At 30.9% G+C, this 20045-nt stretch carries 30 protein-coding genes; 3 read left to right on the forward strand and 27 right to left on the reverse strand.

Annotated features, from left to right (window positions below; translation table 11 throughout):
- The first annotated feature begins 13 nt into the window (after window positions 1-13).
- Window positions 14-1174: a tetrahydrodipicolinate N-succinyltransferase N-terminal domain-containing protein gene (locus AJN70_RS07940; protein ID WP_002866583.1), complete on the forward strand. Its 1161-nt coding sequence runs from the start codon at window positions 14-16 to the stop codon at window positions 1172-1174.
- 23 nt (window positions 1175-1197) lie between these two features.
- On the opposite strand, the gene hisIE is transcribed toward AJN70_RS07940, so the two are convergent.
- The 18 genes from hisIE to AJN70_RS08030 form a co-directional block, all read right to left on the reverse strand.
- Complete coding sequence (gene hisIE, locus AJN70_RS07945) at window positions 1198-1821, reverse strand: bifunctional phosphoribosyl-AMP cyclohydrolase/phosphoribosyl-ATP diphosphatase HisIE (RefSeq protein ID WP_002868829.1); 624 nt, start codon at window positions 1819-1821, stop codon at window positions 1198-1200.
- A gap of 1 nt (window position 1822) precedes the next feature.
- Window positions 1823-2590, reverse strand: coding sequence for an imidazole glycerol phosphate synthase subunit HisF (gene hisF / locus AJN70_RS07950; protein ID WP_002860062.1), 768 nt, complete (start codon window positions 2588-2590; stop codon window positions 1823-1825).
- Window positions 2591-3547, reverse strand: coding sequence for a COG2958 family protein (locus tag AJN70_RS07955; protein WP_002895367.1), 957 nt, complete (start codon window positions 3545-3547; stop codon window positions 2591-2593).
- On the reverse strand, window positions 3532-4263 hold the full coding sequence (gene hisA, locus AJN70_RS07960) for a 1-(5-phosphoribosyl)-5-[(5-phosphoribosylamino)methylideneamino]imidazole-4-carboxamide isomerase (RefSeq protein ID WP_002895369.1): 732 nt from the start codon (window positions 4261-4263) through the stop codon (window positions 3532-3534). Before hisA ends, AJN70_RS07955 begins: the two co-directional genes overlap by 16 nt.
- Complete coding sequence (hisH, locus tag AJN70_RS07965; RefSeq protein WP_002851270.1) at window positions 4260-4847, reverse strand: imidazole glycerol phosphate synthase subunit HisH; 588 nt, start codon at window positions 4845-4847, stop codon at window positions 4260-4262. The genes hisA and hisH overlap by 4 nt, the downstream gene beginning before the upstream one ends.
- Entirely contained in the window at window positions 4844-5686 is an 843-nt protein-coding gene (locus tag AJN70_RS07970; protein ID WP_070295678.1) for a DNA-methyltransferase, read from the reverse strand. The genes hisH and AJN70_RS07970 overlap by 4 nt, the downstream gene beginning before the upstream one ends.
- Complete coding sequence (locus tag AJN70_RS07975) at window positions 5676-6521, reverse strand: type II restriction endonuclease (protein WP_044778671.1); 846 nt, start codon at window positions 6519-6521, stop codon at window positions 5676-5678. Before AJN70_RS07975 ends, AJN70_RS07970 begins: the two co-directional genes overlap by 11 nt.
- Window positions 6518-7579 carry a bifunctional histidinol-phosphatase/imidazoleglycerol-phosphate dehydratase HisB gene (gene hisB / locus AJN70_RS07980; protein WP_002862244.1) on the reverse strand — a complete coding sequence of 354 codons (1062 nt, stop codon included), beginning with the start codon at window positions 7577-7579 and terminating at the stop codon, window positions 6518-6520. Before hisB ends, AJN70_RS07975 begins: the two co-directional genes overlap by 4 nt.
- A complete protein-coding gene (gene hisD, locus AJN70_RS07985; RefSeq protein WP_002862243.1) occupies window positions 7576-8862 on the reverse strand; it encodes a histidinol dehydrogenase in 1287 nt (428 codons plus the stop codon). Before hisD ends, hisB begins: the two co-directional genes overlap by 4 nt.
- A gap of 7 nt (window positions 8863-8869) precedes the next feature.
- Window positions 8870-9769, reverse strand: a complete 900-nt coding sequence (gene hisG / locus AJN70_RS07990) for an ATP phosphoribosyltransferase (RefSeq protein ID WP_002862242.1) — start codon at window positions 9767-9769, stop codon at window positions 8870-8872.
- Window positions 9770-9941: 172 nt separating this feature from the next.
- Window positions 9942-10295, reverse strand: a complete 354-nt coding sequence (gene rplQ, locus AJN70_RS07995) for a 50S ribosomal protein L17 (RefSeq protein WP_002851332.1) — start codon at window positions 10293-10295, stop codon at window positions 9942-9944.
- Between the two features lie 3 nt (window positions 10296-10298).
- On the reverse strand, window positions 10299-11312 hold the full coding sequence (locus AJN70_RS08000) for a DNA-directed RNA polymerase subunit alpha (RefSeq protein ID WP_002862241.1): 1014 nt from the start codon (window positions 11310-11312) through the stop codon (window positions 10299-10301).
- Between the two features lie 12 nt (window positions 11313-11324).
- Entirely contained in the window at window positions 11325-11951 is a 627-nt protein-coding gene (gene rpsD, locus AJN70_RS08005; RefSeq protein ID WP_002856574.1) for a 30S ribosomal protein S4, read from the reverse strand.
- Window positions 11952-11979: 28 nt separating this feature from the next.
- Window positions 11980-12372: a 30S ribosomal protein S11 gene (gene rpsK, locus AJN70_RS08010; RefSeq protein WP_002779544.1), complete on the reverse strand. Its 393-nt coding sequence runs from the start codon at window positions 12370-12372 to the stop codon at window positions 11980-11982.
- 9 nt (window positions 12373-12381) lie between these two features.
- Window positions 12382-12747, reverse strand: coding sequence for a 30S ribosomal protein S13 (gene rpsM, locus AJN70_RS08015; protein ID WP_002800121.1), 366 nt, complete (start codon window positions 12745-12747; stop codon window positions 12382-12384).
- A 2-nt stretch (window positions 12748-12749) separates the two neighbouring features.
- Window positions 12750-12863 carry a 50S ribosomal protein L36 gene (gene rpmJ / locus AJN70_RS08020; protein ID WP_002781429.1) on the reverse strand — a complete coding sequence of 38 codons (114 nt, stop codon included), beginning with the start codon at window positions 12861-12863 and terminating at the stop codon, window positions 12750-12752.
- A gap of 171 nt (window positions 12864-13034) precedes the next feature.
- On the reverse strand, window positions 13035-13253 hold the full coding sequence (infA, locus tag AJN70_RS08025) for a translation initiation factor IF-1 (RefSeq protein WP_002781436.1): 219 nt from the start codon (window positions 13251-13253) through the stop codon (window positions 13035-13037).
- A gap of 87 nt (window positions 13254-13340) precedes the next feature.
- The gene (locus AJN70_RS08030) at window positions 13341-14138 is read right to left on the reverse strand and encodes an MBL fold metallo-hydrolase (protein WP_002862240.1); all 798 of its coding nucleotides are present in this window, start codon (window positions 14136-14138) and stop codon (window positions 13341-13343) included.
- Between the two features lie 87 nt (window positions 14139-14225).
- On the opposite strand from AJN70_RS08030, the gene AJN70_RS08035 reads away from it, so the two are divergent.
- Both AJN70_RS08035 and AJN70_RS08040 read left to right on the forward strand, forming a co-directional pair.
- Window positions 14226-15521: an MFS transporter gene (locus AJN70_RS08035; protein ID WP_070295679.1), complete on the forward strand. Its 1296-nt coding sequence runs from the start codon at window positions 14226-14228 to the stop codon at window positions 15519-15521.
- 49 nt (window positions 15522-15570) lie between these two features.
- On the forward strand, window positions 15571-17202 hold the full coding sequence (locus tag AJN70_RS08040) for a multidrug ABC transporter permease/ATP-binding protein (RefSeq protein WP_053872690.1): 1632 nt from the start codon (window positions 15571-15573) through the stop codon (window positions 17200-17202).
- 19 nt (window positions 17203-17221) lie between these two features.
- Here the strand turns inward: AJN70_RS08040 and cgb are convergent, their stop codons facing one another.
- The 9 genes from cgb to AJN70_RS09905 all read right to left on the reverse strand — a co-directional run bounded on the left by cgb (window position 17222) and on the right by AJN70_RS09905 (window position 20010).
- Window positions 17222-17644 carry a single-domain globin Cgb gene (cgb, locus tag AJN70_RS08045; RefSeq protein ID WP_002862237.1) on the reverse strand — a complete coding sequence of 141 codons (423 nt, stop codon included), beginning with the start codon at window positions 17642-17644 and terminating at the stop codon, window positions 17222-17224.
- A 66-nt stretch (window positions 17645-17710) separates the two neighbouring features.
- Window positions 17711-18268 carry a molecular chaperone gene (locus AJN70_RS08050; RefSeq protein WP_002877556.1) on the reverse strand — a complete coding sequence of 186 codons (558 nt, stop codon included), beginning with the start codon at window positions 18266-18268 and terminating at the stop codon, window positions 17711-17713.
- Entirely contained in the window at window positions 18268-18594 is a 327-nt protein-coding gene (locus AJN70_RS09675) for a hypothetical protein (RefSeq protein WP_172790219.1), read from the reverse strand. Before AJN70_RS09675 ends, AJN70_RS08050 begins: the two co-directional genes overlap by 1 nt.
- A 22-nt stretch (window positions 18595-18616) precedes the next feature.
- A complete protein-coding gene (locus AJN70_RS09680) occupies window positions 18617-18859 on the reverse strand; it encodes a hypothetical protein (RefSeq protein WP_083262334.1) in 243 nt (80 codons plus the stop codon).
- Window positions 18860-18864: 5 nt separating this feature from the next.
- Complete coding sequence (locus AJN70_RS10070; RefSeq protein ID WP_261669994.1) at window positions 18865-19131, reverse strand: 4Fe-4S dicluster domain-containing protein; 267 nt, start codon at window positions 19129-19131, stop codon at window positions 18865-18867.
- Between the two features lie 168 nt (window positions 19132-19299).
- Window positions 19300-19437 (reverse strand): hypothetical protein, encoded by a 138-nt coding sequence (locus tag AJN70_RS10075; RefSeq protein WP_252364683.1) that lies wholly within the window; start codon window positions 19435-19437, stop codon window positions 19300-19302.
- Window positions 19424-19609 (reverse strand): hypothetical protein, encoded by a 186-nt coding sequence (locus AJN70_RS09895; RefSeq protein ID WP_070295680.1) that lies wholly within the window; start codon window positions 19607-19609, stop codon window positions 19424-19426. Before AJN70_RS09895 ends, AJN70_RS10075 begins: the two co-directional genes overlap by 14 nt.
- A 24-nt stretch (window positions 19610-19633) precedes the next feature.
- Entirely contained in the window at window positions 19634-19816 is a 183-nt protein-coding gene (locus AJN70_RS09900) for a hypothetical protein (protein WP_070295681.1), read from the reverse strand.
- A complete protein-coding gene (locus AJN70_RS09905; RefSeq protein ID WP_070295682.1) occupies window positions 19816-20010 on the reverse strand; it encodes a hypothetical protein in 195 nt (64 codons plus the stop codon). Before AJN70_RS09905 ends, AJN70_RS09900 begins: the two co-directional genes overlap by 1 nt.
- Window positions 20011-20045 lie beyond the last annotated feature (35 nt).

A 20045-nucleotide genomic window follows, 5' to 3' on the forward strand; every position in this document is an offset into this window, starting at 1 on the left:
TAAGGAAAAGAAAATGATTAATACTAAAGAAGATTTTTTACTTTTAATCAAACAAATCGAGCAAAAAAGTGGCTATAAAAAACCTAAAGCTTTTGGTATAGCAAGGCTTGATAGAGGACAGTTAAATAAAAATAAAATCTTACAAGCAAGTTTTGCTTTGATTAATTATGAGCAAAATTTTGGCTCAGCGGCAATCATGCTTGAAGCTTTTATGCAAAGGGGTGTGGAGATTGATTTTAATGCGAGTGAGTTTGTACAAACTTTGAAATTAGAAGATATTGATTTTGCACTTTCTTGTTTTAAACCTTTTTTAGAAGAAGAGGGGCATCAAAATATCGATTTATTAAAGATTATCAAAGATAAATTTAAAGACGATGAATTTGCTTTTGTTTGTCTTTTTGAGGATAAAGAACCTTTAAGTGTAGAAAGTGTTTATCTAAAACTTTATTTGCTTTCTACTAAAAAAGTGCCTTTAAGAAGTATTAATCTAAATGGAGCTTTTGGACTTTTAAGCAATGTAGCTTGGAGCGATGATAAACCTATCGAGCTTGAGTATTTAAGAGCAAATGAAATGCGTTTAAAAATGAGCAATCAATATCCAAAAATCGATTTTGTTGATAAATTTCCAAGATTTTTAGCACATATTATCCCTGAGGATAATACAAGAATTTTAGAAAGTTCTAAAGTAAGAATGGGTGCGTCTTTAGCAGCAGGAACAACCATCATGCCAGGGGCAAGTTATGTGAATTTTAATGCAGGTACAACAGGAGCTTGTATGGTTGAAGGGCGTATTAGCTCGAGTGCTATAGTAGGAGAAGGTTCTGATGTGGGTGGTGGAGCTTCGATTTTAGGTGTTTTAAGTGGAACAAGTGGCAATGCTATAAGCGTAGGTAAGGCTTGTCTTTTAGGGGCTAATTCAGTGACAGGAATTCCTTTAGGGGATAATTGTATAGTTGATGCAGGTATTGCGGTGCTAGAAGGAACGAAATTTTTACTCAAAGATGCCGAAGAGCTTGCTAAACTTAATCCTTATTTTAATTTTGATAAAGAAATTTACAAAGGCTTAGAGCTTAAAGGTTTAAATGGACTACATTTCCGTCAAGATTCTATAAGTGGTGCTATGATAGTAGCTTTAAATAAAAAAGCAGTCAAACTTAACGAAGCCTTGCATTGATATAAATTCATTTACATAAAGCTTTAAGCTTTATGTCTTTCTTTCAACTTTGAAATCACATCTGAGAAACTAAGATTTGCATCTGCAAGTAAAACACTTAAATGATACATTAAATCCGCTGCTTCACAAATAAGCTCTTCTTTATCTTTTACTGTCGCTGCTAAAGCTGTTTCTACGCCTTCTTCACCAACTTTTTGTGCGATGCGTTTTGTGCCACTTTTGAAAAGTTTTGCTGTATAAGAAGTATTTTCATCGGCATTTTTGCGTGCATTAATAAGTTTTTCAAGTCTGGCTAGAAAAACAAAATCCGCATTTTTAGAAATTTTTTCAAAACAAGAAATATCGCCCGTATGACAAGTAGGCCCTACAGGATTTGCTAAAATTAAAAGCGTGTCATTATCGCAATCCAAGCTTAAATCTACGATATTTAAGAAATTTCCACTTTCTTCACCCTTCATCCAAAGACGCTGTTTTGTGCGTGAAAAAAAGACTACTTTGCCACTTTCTAAGCTTTTTTCTAAGGCTTCATTATTCATAAAACCTAGCATTAAAACTTCACAAGTTTTTGCATCTTGGATGATGACAGGTAAAAGATGATCCACTTTTTGCCAAGCAATTTTTTCATTAAGTTCTTTGAAATTTTGCATATTATATCCTTATACTTAAACCTTGATTTTTAAGATAAATTTTTAATTCTTTAATGTCTATAAGTTTTTGATGAAAAACAGAAGCAGCTAAAGCCCCATCTATACCTAGTTTAAAAGCTTCTAAAAAATGTTCCATTTTTCCCGCTCCCCCACTTGCGATCAAAGGTACTTTACAAATTTTATATACAGCTTCTAATTGTTCTAAATCATAGCCATTTTTAACACCATCTTGATTCATCATATTTAAAACAATTTCGCCTGCACCTAGATCTTGCACTTTTTTAACCCATTCTAAAGTGCTTTTTCCACTATGTTTACTTGTTTTTTCATCCCCTGTGTATTGAAATACTTTTAAATTTCCATTTTCATCTTTAAAACTATCAATCCCTACTACTACGCATTGCACGCCAAAGCTTTTAGCAAGGCGTGTGATTAGGCTTGGATCATTTAAAGCAGGAGAATTGATGGAAATTTTATCTGCCCCATTAGCCAAAAGTTCAGCTGCATCTTCTTCGCTTTTAATACCCCCTGCAACACAAAAAGGAATATTGATATTTTTTGCTACTTCACTTACCCATTCTCTTGATATGCGTTCTTTTCTAGCACTTGCAGCAATATCATAAAAAACAAGTTCATCAATACCATTTTGAGAATAATACCTAGCAAGCTCTATGATATCTCCCATATCTTTATGGTTTTTAAATTGTGTTCCTTTTACTACTCTGCCATCTTTAACATCTAAACATGCAATTATGCGTTTTGTAAGCATTTATTTCTCCAAAATACATTTTTCTTTAAGATATTTTTCCATTTCTTCATCGCTTTTAATTTCATCAAAATTAGCTTGAATTTTTGCTTCTTTGCCCACTTTAATTTGTTTGTTTATATCATCAATAAATTCTTTAAAATTTGGATTTTTATTGATCAGCATATTTAGTGTTTGAATATCAAGTTCTTTTTCTTTTGCACTAATTAAAATTTGAGAATTTGAAATATCTTTTTCAAGTTTTATCACTCCTATGCCAAAACTTTGATTTAAGCGTCTTAACTCGCTTAAAACCTCGCTATCAATTTCTTGTAAAACAACCAAGTAGCCTTCATTTGCCCAGCTAGAATTACTTACAGCTTGAAAATAGCATTCTTTTAAATTTGAAAAATTTAAAGCAATTTTAAGTTCAAAAGAAAAAAGTTTATAGCTGTTTTGTTTGATATTTTCTAAAAGTGTTATGGTTTCTTTTTCATAATCATCATAAGGAAAATAAACCCCTACAATATCAGGATAATTCCACTTATCTTCCCCACCTTTACCCTTTTTGCTTTGTTCATGGTAAATTGTTTTGCAATTTAAATTAAAATCTAAATTTTCATATAAAAATTTTACAAGCAAGGGGTGTAAATCTCTTTCATGAAATTTATTTTTTTCTTGTTTTTCGTTAGTAATTTCATTTTTATTATCAAGCTTTAAAAGTTCATTTTCTCTTTCTTTTAGCCAAAAAGTTGTAGGTTTTTGGGAAGCTTTGATAAACAAAGAATTGTGTTGTAATTCTTTTATATCCACATATATTCTAGCTCCTAAAGTAGCAATTGGAGTTTGCCCTATACTAGAAAGCTTTTTATCTAAGCCTTTTTCAAGAGCTTTTTGCCAAATTTCATTAGCACTTAAAGGCTTATCGCTTTGTTTTAAAATTTCTAAAGCAAGTTCTTTGTAACTTAATTTGCTAGACATCTTATCCCTTCTTCTACACTAAAAACTCCGTCTAATAAAGCTTTTCCTACGATAACCCCACTACAAATTCCTTTTAAGTTTTCAAGGTCTTTTAAGCTTGCTACTCCACCACTTGCCTGAATGCAAATATGAGGAAAAATTTCATGGATAAGTTTGTAAAGTCTTACATTTACTCCTTGCATGGTGCCATCTTTTGAAATATCTGTGCAAAGTATGTGTTTTAAGCCTTTATTACTATAAAAATCTAAAACTTCCATAAGCTTTTTATCGCTTGCTTCTTGCCAAGCATTTACAGCCACAACATAATCTTCTTTTAAAATCGTATCTAAGGCTAAAACTATAGCTTCACTACCAAATTCTTTTAAAATTTCAAGACATAAAGTCGCATCTTTAATTGCCATAGATCCTATAACTACTCTTTTTACTCCACAATCAAGCAAAGCTTTAACTTCTGCTTTAGAGCGTATACCTCCACCTACTTGCAAATTGACACTGACTTCTTTGGCTAATTTTTCTATCAAAGCAAATTGTCTTTTGCTAGGATCTTTTGCACCTGTAAGATCTACAAGATGAAGTTCTTTCGCTCCTGCTTTTTCGTATTCTTTAAATTTCTTTAAGGGATTGTATTTATATACTTTTTTTTGTTCGTAATCCCCTTTTACAAGACGCACCACTTCGCCATCTATAAGATCGAGTGCGGGTATGATTTGAGTCATCCTATATCCTTAATAAAATTTGAAATTAAAATTTCCCCAGCCTCGCTACTTCTTTCAGGGTGAAATTGCACCCCGTAAAAATTATCTTTCATTACGCTTGCGCTAAATTTTTGCGAATACTCACAATCTGCTATAGTGTATTTCCCAAGTCCTACACAATAACTATGCACAAAATAAAAATAAGCCCCTTCTAAGCCTTTAAACAAAGCATGAGAGCTATAAACTTCATTCCATCCCATATGTGGAAAAGTAAAGCCTTCTTTAGCTTTAAATTTTTGAGTTGTAAAATCTATGAGTTTTAAGGTTTCTTGATTTAATTCTTCAGAAAAATTTCCTAAAATTTGCATACCTAAACAAATACCAAGCAAAGGTTTTTTGGTATTTTGAATAAAATCAATAAGATTAAATTGTTCTAAATTTTTCATTGCTTCTTTTGCGGTACCCACTCCAGGTAAAAAAAGCTTATCCGCACTTTCAAGTTCTTTTAAATCCCTGCTGATAGTTGCATTAAAACCTAATCTATCCAGACAAAATTTCAAAGATGCCAAATTCGCACAGGCTGTATCGATGATGATGATTTTCATATCACTCCTTGAAATAAATTATTTTTTTCCAATAATCGTAAATCACTAATTTTGTTTTTAATAGTATTAAAATTATTTTCTAATTCTTTTTTTCTAGCTATTGATATTTCAATAAATTCACTTTCTTTCTCAAAACCTATAAATTTTCTATTTAATAAATTTGCTGCAATGCCTGTAGTTGAACTTCCGCTAAAAGGATCGCAAATCAAACAATCTTCATTGCTTGCCATTAAAATAAGTCTGGTAAGCAAAGCTAAAGGTTTTTGTGTAGGATGTTTTCCATTTGTTTTTTCCCAAGGAGCAATAGCATTGAAAGTCCAAACATCACGCATTTGTTTGTTGCTATTTAAAAATCTTAAAATTTCATAATTAAAAATATGCTTATATTTATGACTTTTTCTAGCCCAAATAATTTGTTCTGTCGAATGTGTAAGATAACGACAGCTAAAATTTGGTGGAGGATTTGTTTTTTGCCAAGTAATAATATTTAAAATTTTAAAATCAAGCTTTTGTAAAATTCTACCAAGTGAAAAAATATTATGATAAGTCCCACAAATCAAAATACTTCCAGTATTTTTAAGTGCTATTTTTGCATTAGATAGCCATTTTAAATTAAACTCATCTATTTTTTCAATATCATCACCTTTGTCCCAATCTCCTTTGTTTACACTAACAATTTTACCGTTTTGAATACTTAAACCATCGTTTGAAAGAAAATATGGTGGATCGGCAAAGATTAAATCAAATTGTTTTTCGAATTGAGGTAATAATTCGTTACAATCATTTTGATAAAGAGTAAAATTTTTATCTTTGCTAATAAAAGTAGGTTTAATAATCATTCTTAACCTTTAAGATAAAATCATTAATATTAGAAAGATTATAAATTTCTACTTTTTCATAAGCTTCTGCAAGTTTATTTTTAGCATTTAACCAACCATATCCATCTGTTACCCATATAAATTCATATTGCGAAAGTGAATCAAATTTTAAAGCCAATTCTTGATAAGCTCTAGAAACCTCATTGAGCTTGCTTCCATTGCTTGCATAAAAATTACATTCTACACAATAAGTTTTATTGGAGGTAAAAATTACAAAATCAAATTTTTTTATATCTTTTCCAAAAGCATTATGAAGTTCGGAAAATTTTTGAATATTTACCTGTTCTTCAAAATTTAAGCAATGTAATGTAAAAATTTCTTTTAATTGCATCTCCATTATATTACCACTACGATTTTTTCTGGCATTAGTATCAAGTCCGACTTCAACCCCAAATACAAAATCATTTAAATCTTTAATTTCATAGGTAGAAAAAATTTCTAACAAACCTGTTTCACAAATAAAATTATAAACACTATCTGAATTTTTAAAGTATCCTTCTAAAGAAACAAAATTTGAAAATTGATCTATAACAATATCCTTTTTTTTATCCTTATCTCTGACTGCAATTAATATATTTAAAACGCTAAAAGCTTTTGGATACTCTCTAAAAAGTTCTTTTATATATTGTTTTAAATCATCTTTATTTTTGCCAAGTAAAAAATTAAGATGATTGAGGTAGATGCTAATTTTATTTTTATTATCTAAACATTTTTTCCAATCTACATAAAAATCTAAATGTCTATTTGTAATTTGTAAATTTTTTAGAAAATTTTCAAAACTAAGCTTATTTTTCATATCACTCCTTTAGAGCTGGCTAAATTTTCACTTTCTATTTTCACTGCCATTTTCAAAGCTTTTGCAAAGGCTTTAAAAAGCCCTTCGGCTTTATGATGATCGTTTTTGCCTTTAACTTTTAAATGCAAACTCACGCCCATAGCATAGCTTAAAGAATAAAAAAAGTGCTCGATCATTTCTGTGCTTAAAGCCGCCCCTAAATGAGATTTTTTAAATTTGGCTTTATAGACTAAATGGGGACGATTGCAAAAATCCATCGCACAACTTGCCAAACACTCATCCATAGGTAAAGCAAAACCATATCTTGCAATGCCGATTTTATCCCCTAAGGCTTTTTTGATACAAGCTCCAAGTGCTAAGGCTACATCTTCAACGCTATGATGCTCATCGATTTCTAAATCCCCTTTGCAAGAAATTTCAAGCCCTATGCCTCCATGTACAGCGATTTGCTCTAACATGTGATCAAAAAAATCAATACCTGTTTTAATGCTAACCTTGCCCCCATTTAAGCACACTTTTACTTTTATATCTGTTTCTTTAGTAGTTCTTTGATAACTCGCACTTCTAAAAGAACTTAAAATTTCATTTTCTATTTCTTTCCAAGAAAGTTCGCCATATCTTAAACCACGCACGCCTAAATTTGAAGCTAAGATCATATCACTCTCACGATCTCCGATAACAAAACTTTGCTCCTTATCATAAAGTTCGTGTTTGATATACTCTTCTAACATAGCGGTTTTAGGTTTTCTACAAGCACAATTTTCATTTTCAAAATGCGGACAAATAAAAATATCTTGAAATTCTATACCGCAACTTTTTAAAATATCAAGCATTTTTTCATGAGCAATTTCAAAATTTTCCTTTGGAAAACTTGGCGTTCCAAGACCATCTTGATTGCTTACCATGACAAATTTAAATCCAAAATTTTTTAGTTTTAAAAGAGTAGGAATAGCATCTTTTTCAAAACGCAATTTTTCAAGAGTATCGATTTGAAAATCGCTTTTTGGCTCCTCTATTAAAGTGCCATCTCTATCTATAAAAAGGATTTTTTGACTCATTTTAAGCTCTCTAAACGAAAAGTTACTGCATTTTTGTGTGCGTCTAAATGCTCATTTTGCGCTAAAATTTCAACACTTTTACCCAAAGCTAAAAAGCCTTCTTTACTTAATTCTTGAACGGTCATTCTTTTACTAAAATCTGCTAAACCTAAACTAGAATGCGTTTTAGTAAGTCCATAAGTAGGTAAAACATGATTTGTCCCACTTGCATAATCACCCATAGACTCTGGGGAATAAGCTCCTAAAAATACCGATCCTGCGTGTTTTACACCTTTTAAAAGTTCTCGTGGATTTTGAGTTTGTATGATCAAATGTTCAGGGGCATAAAGATTTGAAATTTCTAAAGCTTGATTTAAATCTTTAGCTATGATAATGCGTGAATTCGCAATACTTTTGCTTGCAAGTTCTTTGCGAGGCAAAAGTTCTAATTGACTTTGGACTTCATCGCTTGCTTTTTTAGCAAAATCTTGACTTAAACACACCAAAATCACTTGAGAATCTGCACCATGTTCAGCTTGTGAAAGCAAATCACTAGCTACAAATTTTTCATTAGCCAAATCATCAGCTATTACTAAAACTTCACTAGGTCCTGCTTGCATATCAATAGCTGCTCCGTTTATATCGCTACTTACTTGGCGTTTTGCTTCGGTTACAAAGGCATTTCCTGGGCCAAAAATTTTATCCACCTTTAAAACACTTTGCGTACCGTAAGCCAAAGCCGCTATAGCTCCTGCACCACCCATTTGATAAATTTCATCCACGCCGCAAAGCTTAGCACAAAAAAGCACGGCATCATTGATTTTTGCAGGACTTGCTAAAACGATTTTTTCACAACCTGCAATTTTTGCAGGAATAGCTAGCATTAAAACCGTTGAAAACAAAGGTGCTAAACCCCCTGGTATGTAAAGTCCTACTTTTTCTATAGGGCGTGTTAAAACCTCACATTTAACGCCTTTTGTAGTTTCAAGAGCGATTTCATGTGGGATTTGGGCTTCGTGGAATTTTTTGATATTTTCATAAGCTACTAAAATAGCTTCTTGCAAATCTTTATCCAAACGATTGCTTGCTTGAGTAATTTCTTCTTGAGTGATTTTAATATTAGAAATTTCAGCCTTATCAAATTTTAAAGCTTGTTCTATCAAAGCTTCATCGCCTTTTTCTTGCACTTCTTTAATGATAGAACTTACTATTTTTGAAATTTCATCTTTCGCACTTATAGCAGGGCGTTTTAATGCTTCTTCTTTTTGTTTTTCATCTAAATTATCATATACTAAAATTTGCATTTTTTACTCACTTTAACATTTTTTCTATAGGCAGAACCAAAATCGAACTCGCACCTTCTTCTTTTAAAGCCTCCATGGTTTCCCAAAAAAGATTTTCTTTACTTACCATATGTAAAGCTACATTTTTTTCATCGTGTGCTAAAGGTAAGATGGTTGGTCTTTCAACTCCTGGAAGTAGGGCTTGAATTTTATCAAGCTTTTGTTTTGGAGCATGAAGCATAATGTATTTAGATTCTCTTGCTTGCATTACTCCTGCTACACGCAACATAATTTTATCCACTAAGGCTTGTTTTTCTTTGCTTAAAGCATTTTCTTTTTGAATCAAACAAGCACGAGATTCATAAATGACTTTAACTTCTTTAAGATTATTTGCTTGTAAAGTTGCTCCACTTGAAACAAGATCGCAAATTGCATCGGCTAAATTTGCCCTAGGGGCTACTTCAACAGAACCTGTAAGCATACAATTTTTATAATTAATTCCATTTTCTTTCATAAAACGCTTTAAAAGTTGTGGATAAGAAGTAGCTATCCTTAAGCCTTCAAAATCTTTCAAATTTTGAAATTTACTTTCTTGAGGTAAGGCAAGAGAAAGACGACAAAAGCCAAAATCTAGCTTTTTTAAAAGTTTATAGCTTGGATTTTCTCCTAAAGACTGGCGTTCAAGTTCATTTTCTTCTAAAACATTTTCCCCTATAATGCCTAAATCTACAACCCCATCAAAAATAAGCCCAGGGATATCATCATCTCTAACGCGTAAAATATCTATGGATAAATTTGTAGAAAAAGCGATCAAACTTTGTTCATGGATATGCATTTTAACACCACATTCTGAAAGAAGCTCTATGGATTCTTTTGAAAGTCTACCTGATTTTTGTATCGCAATGCGTAAACGAGTGTTTTCTTGCATAACATATCCTTGAAATTAAAAATTAAAAACTTATATTAGCATAAGTAGTTGAATTTTTAGCAAGGGTTTTAGAAAATAAATAAATTTAATTTTATTTAAAATAATTATTTAAAACTTTTTATTTTTAGGGTATTTAATTGAAGTATTAATCCTAGCAAAAGCTAGGATTTGATTAAGCTACAAATTCGATGAAAGCCATTTCAGCAGCATCACCACGGCGAATTCTTGTTTTGATGATTCTTGTATATCCACCATTGCGATCTTTGAATTTCGGAGCAATTTCAGTCACTAATTTATTAGTAGCGTTTTTATCTTGTAATGAAGCAAAAACTGCTCTATGAGCGTTAAAATCTCCAAGTCTTGCTCTAGTAATCAATCTTTCTACATAACCTCTTAATTCTTTAGCTTTTGGTAGAGTGGTTTCGATTTTTCCGCTATTTACTAAAGCTATAGTTAAATTTTTTAATAAGGCAGCACGATGAGATGAAGTTCTGCCAAGTTTTCTATATCCATGTTTATGTCTCATTCTTTATCCTTCGTTTTGTGCTTTTAATTCTGCGATTTTATTTTTAAGTATTTCTTTATTATCGCTAAGCTTAGAAGTTCCCACAGGAAAACCTATGCTTTCCATGATGTTTTTAATTTCATCAAGAGATTTTTTACCTAAATTCTTAAGCCCTGCAAGTTCACTTACACTCATCAAAGCAAGCTCGCCTATGTAAACTACTCCTGCTTTTTCAAGACAATTATAACTTCTAGCACTTAAATTTAAATCTGTAATGTTTTGCAATAATTTAGTATTTTCTAGTTCATTGCTTGTTGCTTGATTTTTAATTACACTTCTAACATTGGTAATTTTATCAAATACTGATAATTGTTTATACATAGCTTCTAAAGCATTTTGAAAAGCTTCATTTGGAGTGATTTGTCCATCAGTTGTTACGGTTAAAACCACTTTTTCATAATCAGGATTATCTTCAAATAAAACTTTTTCAATATCATAGGTTGCTTCTCTTACAGGTGTAAAGAAAGCATCTAAAGCTATAAATTTAGGATCATTTATAAGCTCTTTAATTTCTTCGCTTGGTACATAGCCAATACCTTTTTCAACAATCAATGTGAATTTGAGTTCAGCATCTTCGTTGATTGTTGCTAGATAGGTGTCTTTATTTACTACTTCTACTTGATCATTATTTAGATCTTTGCCGTAAATTTCTTTTGAGCCTTTAAAGCTAAATTCTACTATTTCTTTATTTGATTCGCCTTTAATTTTAAAGCGTAGTTTTTTTAGATTAATGATAAAAAGTGCTACATCTTCAAGCATACCACGCATGCTATCAAATTCATGAGCTACGCCATCAATATGAATTGCAGTTGGAGCATATCCTATGGTGCTAGTGTAAAGCAAACGGCGTAAAGGATGGGCTAGGGTGATTCCATAGCCGATCTCAAAAGGCCAAGCACTGATTTTAGCCACAGTATCACTAATGTTTTCTATTGTAAATTCTGTTGGCGTATAAGCAGATGTTGTAATGTTTCTCATATTTAGCCCCTATTACTTAGAGTAAAGCTCAACGATAAATCTTTCCTCAACCGGAATGACAACTTCTTCTCTCTCAGGTTTTCTTGTGAAAATTCCAAATCTCTTATCTTTTTCAACATCAACCCAAGCAACGATTCCAGTTTGTGCTGTAAGTTCGATAGCTCTTGTAATTTGAGGATTGTTTTTGCTTTTTTCGATGATTTCGATTTTAGCACCTGCTTCTACTCTAAAGCTAGGAATATCCACTCTTTTACCATTTACTAAAACATGTCCATGTGTTACAAGTTGTCTTGCAAAACGACGTGTTGTAGCAAAACCCATTCTATATACTACATTGTCTAATCTTTGTTCTAAAAGTTGGATAAGTAATACCCCTGTATTTCCTTCTCTTCTTGCTGCTTCAGCAAATAAACGACGGAATTGCTTTTCACTTACTCCATACATAAATTTAGCTTTTTGTTTTTCTCTTAATTGAAGTCCATACTCACTAATTTTACCTTTTCTTGCTCCGTGTTGTCCTGGTGCATAAGGGCGTTTATCTAGTGCACTTTTGCCAGCTAGTCTTCTTTCCCCTTTTAATGCTAAGCTAACACCAAAGCGTCTTTCTAATTTTTCTACTGGTCCTCTATATCTTGCCATAATATTCTCCTAAATTTTTCTTAATATCTTAGACACGACGACGCTTAGGCGGTCTGCAACCATTGTGAGCTAATGGAGTGATATCTTTTAAGAAAGTTACTTTAATTCCTTCCATAGCACCTACACTCTTAACAGCAGTTTCTCTACCGCTTCCTGGTCCTTGTACTTTAATGCCTACTTCTTTAATTCCGTGTTCTTTTGCTTTATTTAAAGCGTCTTCTACTGCTTGTTGTGCTGCATAAGGAGTTGATTTTTTAGAACCTTTAAATCCTAAACCACCTGCACTACTCCAAGCGATAGCATTTCCCATTTCATCAGTTACTGTAACCATAGTATTGTTAAAAGTCGCACTGATATAAACAATACCTTTTGCTATATTTTTTTTAACTACTTTTTTCTTTACGATTTTTCTTTTTGCCATGATTTATCCTTATGATTTTGCACCAACAGTTTTTCTCTTACCTTTTCTAGTTCTTGCGTTTGTTTTTGTTTTTTGTCCGCGAACTGGTAAGCCTTTTCTGTGTCTTAAGCCTCTAAAGCTTCCTAAATCCATAAGTGCTTTAATATCCATAGCAACTTGTTTTCTCAAGTCCCCTTCAACCATATAGTTTTCTTGAATTTCTTTACGGATAGCTGCTGCTTCATCTTCACTTAACTCATGAACTCTTTTATCATAAGAAATTCCTACTTTATCTAGAATTTTTCTTGAAGTGAAAAGCCCTATACCATAAATATAGGTTAGTCCATACTCAATTCTTTTTTTCTTTGGTAAATCCACACCTGCAATACGAGCCATGTTTATCCTTGTCTTTGTTTATGTTTTGGATTTTCGCAAATAATGCGAACCACGCCTTTACGGCGAACTACTTTGCACTTGTCGCACATCTTTTTAACCGATGGTCTCACTTTCATGAGCGTCTCCTTGAATGAATTCCACTTGATTTACGACTACATCAGGTTTTATGAATAACCAACTATTTTCAAAATAAGTGGTGGATTTTAAAAATACTTCTTCATATAGTTCGATGTAATTTGTCGCAAAAACTCTAATTTTATCTAAAATTAGCTTTTAAATAACTTAGATTATTTATATCTAAAAGTTATACGCCCTTTATCAAGGCTATAAGGTGTAAGTTCTACTTTTACTTTATCACCTGGCATTATTCTTATATAATGCATACGCATTTTTCCTGCAATATGACATAAAATTACATGTTTGTTGTCAAGTTCAACCTTGAAATTTGCATTAGGCAATGCTTCAAGTACGGTGCCATCAATTTCGATTACATCATCTTTTGCCAAAATTTTCTCCTTTCATGAAATAAAAAGGCTATAATTTTAGCAAAAATTATTAAAATTTTTACTTAATTTTTAGTAATTTTTAAGTAATTAATCTAAAAATTTAGGTTCGATAAAAGGCACATGAGTCCCTATAACTTTGAGTTTTCTTTCTTTAAATTCTTTAAGTAGTTTTTCCCTTGTTTGTATAGCCTCATTTTGATCTATATCAAATTTTATAGCGATTTTAGGTTTTGGGATTTGTATATCATAAAGATGAAGTAAATCTCCCCAAAAGACTATTTTATCATCAATTATTATAGCATTTTGTCCTGGGGTATGTCCATAAGCAGGTATGGCTTTAATGCCTGAATTTTGAAAAATCAAATCTTTAGAGTGGTTAATAAATTCTATATTTTTAAGTTTAAGCAAGGTGTTTTTAATTTCTTGTCTATCGCTTTTGATCCAAAAATCATATTCTTTTTTATCGATTAAAATTTGAGCTTTTGGAAAAAGATTTTCTTCGCTCATTAAAGCTCCTATATGATCAGGATGCGCATGTGTTAAGATAATATGAGTGATATCTTTAAAATCGGTTTTGTGGATATGCAATTTTTCTTTTAATGTGTCAATAGTATCTAAAAACCCTGTGTCTATTAAAGCATTAAAATTTGGATTTTTTATCAGAGCAATATTATGCTCATTTCTTTTGATTTTTGTGCGAGTTTTTTTTATAAAATTTTTATCTTCATCGTTTTGCGGCACTAAAAAAGAAAATAATAAATTTAAAAATTCATCATCAGATTGTTTAAGTGAGATTATATGGATTTGATTTGAATTTTTACTTGTGGTTTTTTCTTCTAAAAAATAAAGATTGGTTTTTAAAAGGGTGGTTATAAAATTAAACATATTTATCCTTAAATTTTTTAGATAATATTTTGGAAATGATTATAGTATAATAAAAACAATGTTTTTAAAATTTAAGGTAATTAATCAATGAGAAAATCAAAATTTGGAACAAAGGAAATTAAGATCTTAGGACTTTCTTCACTAGGAGGAACTTTAGAATTTTATGATTTTATTATTTTTGTCTTTTTTGTTGAATATATAGCCAATGTATTTTTTCCTAAAGATATGAGTGAATTTTGGGCTTTATTAAATACTTATGGAGCATTTGCAGCTGGATATTTAGCACGTCCTTTAGGTGGTATAGTTATGGCACATTTTGGAGATAAATTTGGGCGTAAAAATATGTTTATGCTAAGTATTTTACTAATGGTTCTTCCTACCTTTGTCTTAGCTTTTATTCCAGGTTATGAAACTCTTGGGTTTTTAGCTCCTGTTTTATTGATACTTGTAAGAATTTTTCAAGGTATAGCTATAGGTGGAGAATTGCCTGGAGCTTGGGTTTTTGTAAGAGAACATTGTCAAGAAAAACAAAAAGCTTTCTTTTTAAGCTGTTTAAATTCAGCTATGGCTTTAGGAATTTTGTTAGGAAGTATAGTATTTTTAATCATTAATGCTTTTTTTAGTATAGAAGAAATTGCTGCTTATGCATGGCGTATTGCTTTTTTTGTAGGTGGAATTTTTGGGATTATTTCTATTTATTTGCGTAGATTTTTGCAAGAAACTCCTGTTTTTAAACAAATGAAAAAAGAATCATCGCTTAGTTCTTTTCCACTTAAAGATTTATTTAAAGAAAAGGATATTGTAAAAAATTTATTTTCATCAATGATGATGACTTGGGTTTTAACAGGTTGTGTTATTGTGCTTGTTTTATTGATGCCTAAATTTATGCCTAGTATTTTAAATTTAAATGGGGTTGAAGGAAGTTATTTGCAGATATTAGGAATTTTGGGAATAGCTTTAGGCGGGGCTTTTATGGGTTATCTTGTAGATAAATTTGGTTTATTTAAAATTTGCATTTTCTTTTCTTTAACTTTTGTATTTTTTTCTTTTTTATATTTTTATGCTTTATACGAGCTTAAAAATTTGGTTTTGGTGTGTATTTTGTATTCGATTGTTTGTTTTTTAGGTGGGATTAATGTGTTTGCGCCTATTTTAATGAGTGAAGTTTTTAGAGCTAAAATAAGATTTTCAGGAATTTCTTTTTCTTATAATATTGCTTATGCAATTTCAGGTGGTATTACTCCGCAACTCGTTTTTTGGCTTAATACACTCGCGAGTAAAAATGAAAATCCATTTTTATATGGTATGAGTATATATATGATTTTTTTAGCGTTATTGGCTATTTGTGCTGTTTTTATAGTAAAAGATAAAATAAAATTTTGATAATCACTCTTAAAATGTTATAATTAAAATTATATTTTGGAGTTTATAAATGCCTTTTATTATCGAATTACTTAAGCAAAATAAATTAAAGTTGATTTCTTTTTTGCTTTTTTCTTTTATTACAAGTGCTGTTGGAGTTTTAACTCTTGTTTTTATCAATGATTATTTGCTTAAAAATGCACAAAACATTCCTATTTTTTATTTTATTGTTTTGCTTTTGATATTTTTTATAAGTTCTACCATAGTTGAACTTGGACTTAGTATTTTTGGACAAAATTTTATTTTTAAAATGCAAAGGCGCGTAGTAAAGCAGATCTTAGACACCCCTTTGTTAAGAGTGGCTAAAGTAGGTAAGGCTAGAATTTTAGCTTCTTTGGGAAGTGATGTGAGAAATATATCTTTTGGGCTTTTAAGATTGCCTGATTTTTTACAATCAAGTATATTGATTTTATGCACTAGTGTTTATTTATGTTATCTTTCACCACAAATTTTTGCTTTGTGTGTGGTATGGATTATGGTTATTTTTATTACTAATAATTTTTTGATGATGAAAGTATATCAGTATTTTCGAAAGGCAAGGGAAAATGACGATGCTTTGCAAAATAATTACCAAAATATACTAGATGGACATAAAGAACTTTTGATCAATCGTGATAGAGCCAAGCTTTATTATGAAGATGAATTTGAAAATAATGCAAGATTGAAAAAGAAAAATAGTACTTTAGGCAATCTTTTTAACAATCTCTCAAACAACTGGACAAATGTAACTCTTTTGGCTTTAGTGGGCGTAGAGTTTTACTTAGCTTTAAAATTTGAATGGGCAAGTGTTGCAGATGCTACAACTATAGCTCTTTCTATTTTGTTTTTACGAACCCCTTTAGTATCTATGATAGGATCTTTTCCTACTTTGCTTTTGGCAAAAATCGCTTTGGATAAGATCGCAAAATTGGAATTAGATGATTATATAGAAGGTTTTAAAAAAACACATTATATTAGCGAATGGAAAAAAATTTCTTTTAGAAATACTCAATTTGCTTATGAAGAAAATTTTCACTTAAATCCTGTAAATATAGAACTTAAAAAAGGTGAATTGGTATTTTTAATAGGTAAAAATGGAAGTGGTAAATCCACTTTTTGTATGCTTTTGACAGGACTTTTTAAGCCAAGCAAAGGCGGAATTTATGTTGATGATACGCTTATAGATGATAAAAAGTTAGATGAGTATAGATCTCTTATTTCTGCTGTTTTTAGCGATTTTCATCTTTTTACTAAAACCTTAAATAAAGAAAATTTTGCAAGCGAAGAAAAAATTGCTTTTTGGTTGGAGTTTTTAGAACTTAAAGATAAAACAAGTGTCAAAGATAATGAACTGACCTTAACCAAACTTTCTACAGGGCAAAAAAAGCGTTTAGCTATGCTTATAGCCTTGCTTGAAGAAAGGGATATTTTAGTGCTTGATGAATGGGCGGCTGATCAAGATCCTGTTTTTAGAAGATTTTTTTATAAAAAACTTTTACCTTTGTTAAAAGAGCAAGGTAAAACAATCTTTGCTATCACACATGATGATGCATATTTTGATAGTGCTGATAGAATTTTCTTGGCTCAAAATGGTGAAATCAGCGAATTAAAGGGTGAGAATATAAAGGAATTAGCTAAAAATTTAGTAGAAAAATTTGATTAAAGCCCAAAATGGGCTTATATTATTTATCATAGAGCTTTTTTTCTATATCGATATAAAATTCAGCAATTTTTCCATAAGCAACTTCCCAAGCTTTAAGAGTGGCTTCATCAGGATTTAAAAGATTTTTAATAGCCTTTAAAAGGCAAGCTCCAACTATAGGATAATGCTCTTCTTTAACCCCTAAATTAACATGAGTTATGGCAACTTTATCAACAAAGCTTCTCATATTTTCTAAATTTTCTATATTTTTAGCTGCCATTAAAATCGCCATCGCTAAAGCTTTTGGTTGTTCTCCTGAAATTTGTTTTTCCATATTAAACATAGGTTTTACCTCAGGATAATCATTAAACATTATTTTATAAAACTCATTAGTTAAATCCTCTCCATTTTTTTGCAAAATAGGCACACAATCTTTGATGATTTGAATTTGTTCTTTTGTCATAATTTCTCCTTTTTAATGTAAAAGAGATATTTTATATCTTAAAAAGGAGAAAAAAATTGACTTGTGTTAAAATTTTGTATTTAGTTGATTGAAAAAGTCTTGCATTAACATTGTTAATGCTTTATAAAAATGTGTTTTAGCTTTATTGATAACATCAAAACTCCACATATTAAACCAAGTAAAAAATTCTTCTTTTAAGAATTTTTGCAAAGTTATATCATCTTGTTTTTTGATTAAAAAACTAATAAATAATAATTCATTTATCAAGCTATCTGCAGGTTCTTCATTAAAAAAAGAAAAAAAGTTATTTTGCGCAAAAATTTGCTTAACTTTATCAGAATTATCTGAATAAATTTCTTTATTTTCATCAAGATAAAAAGAAGCAAAAGGCGGTGCTTTTACATAATCAACATCGCTTAAAAACAAAGATGTAAAATCACTTGCTATTAATTTATCATCTTCGTTTGAAGATGATAAAAGCTTTAAAGCGGTGCATTGTAATTTGCTATTATTTTTTAAAAACCAATTTTGCCAGAATTCTTCTTTTTTAAGTTTTTCTAGCAAAAAATGATTAGGTGGATTTTGCAAAAAATTGATAAATATATCTATTGCCAATTTTTGCATCAAGAATGTCCCAACATGATTTGAGTACTTATAAGTCCATAAAATAGCATTCTAGTGGTAAACACCCCTAAAAATGCACAAAGTAGGGCAAAATAAGCAAAAAATTTACTTTTAAATTTTTCATGTAAATAATTATGCAAATACCAAGTAACAATCCCAAGTCCTAAGAATGCAAAAGAAAGCGATATAAACCAATCATAGGTTCCACCTAAAAGTTCAAAAGGGTTTACAAGCCCCATAATCCAAGTTTGTCCTACATGTAGGGTTTGTAAAACTATAGCAGTGCTTAAAAGCCCTATGCCTATAAGTCCTGTAAAAAATGACATTTTTCTTTCATGTTCGCTATTTTCAAAAAAACAATGAATAAACAATAGCACTTAAAAATATAGCACTAGCAAAAAAATAAAGCAAAGTGATCTTAAAATCCCAAATAGGTACACTTTCTTGCATGGAACCATAAGCTCCACTCATAAAGAAAAGTCCTAAAATTCCACATATTAGCGTAAGATAAAACACCCAATTTGAAGTTTTTAGATAAAGCAAAAAGCCCAAAGCGCATACAAGAGATACAAATAAAATTTCATTATTCATCCAGCCTATATGCCACTCATTGTTTGCATAAAAACACCCATTCTATTTAATACATTAACAATGTGTATAATATCATTTAAATGAAAAAATGAAGGGATAAAAGCAACCACCATTGCAAATTCCTTTGGATTTTTACCTTCTTTTAATCTCTCATAACACCCATCGCATTTGCTCATATGACCACTTTCATGGTTAAATTGAGGTGCGCCATAATGAAATGCTATAGCACAAGCTTTGCAGCCTATACACATACTATCATCGATTGCTACTATGCCCCATTTATTTTCGTTGTTGCACCGGTTGGATAAGCTTTAAGACAAGATGGATTAGAACAATGATTACAAGAAATAGAAGTGTAGTAAGCAAAAACACTTTGCTCAAAACTTCCATCTTCTTTACAGGTCCAATTTCCCGCTTCAGTCTCAAATACACGGCGAAAATTAACCCACAGGCATATTTTTATAATCCTTGCAAGAAAGTGAGCAAGTCCTACAGTCTACGCATTTGCTTTGATCTAGCATAAAACCAAATTGTGAATTTTCTTCTAATTTTATCTTTTTCTCCTTAAACTTTTGCAATTTCAACTAAAATAGAATATTGTCCATTTCCTTTAGAAATAGCAGTTGGCACTATACTTGCCAAAGAATTCACACAAGTTCCCACATCGATGCCATTTTCATATTTTACCCATGTGCCTTGTGGGGTTACTGCACAACCTGGTATGATTCCTAAGTCATTTCTTACTTGCACCACATCGCCTGTTTTGATACTTCTTTACTCTGCATCTATAGTATTTATCCAAATTTCTTGTGGATTAGCTTCTCTAATTTGTGGAATTTCCCAAAAGCTAGAATGCGTTCTGCCTTTGTAGTGATAGCCAAAAAATTGCAAAGGATACTTTTGTTTTAATGGATCCAAAATCCCTTCTCTTTGGCTTTCAAAAACAGGAATAGGCATTATTGTTGTCCTTCTTTTAATTTCCAAGTTTTTTGCATTTGTGCGAGTTTTGTGCTATAAATTTCTATCTTTCCGCTAGGAGTTTTTAAAGGATTATTGATGGGATCTTTTATAAAACTTTGTAATGCCACTACAGGTTTTACAGGCTCAAATTTTACAAGTCCTTTTTCGCACATTTCTTCAAAACTAGGCAAAAGTGGATTCTTTCTTCATAAAGATATTTTAGCCA

Origin of the sequence: Campylobacter sp. BCW_4341, from assembly GCF_001764255.1 — a bacterium.
GTDB classification, from domain to species: Bacteria; Campylobacterota; Campylobacteria; order Campylobacterales; family Campylobacteraceae; genus Campylobacter_D; species Campylobacter_D jejuni.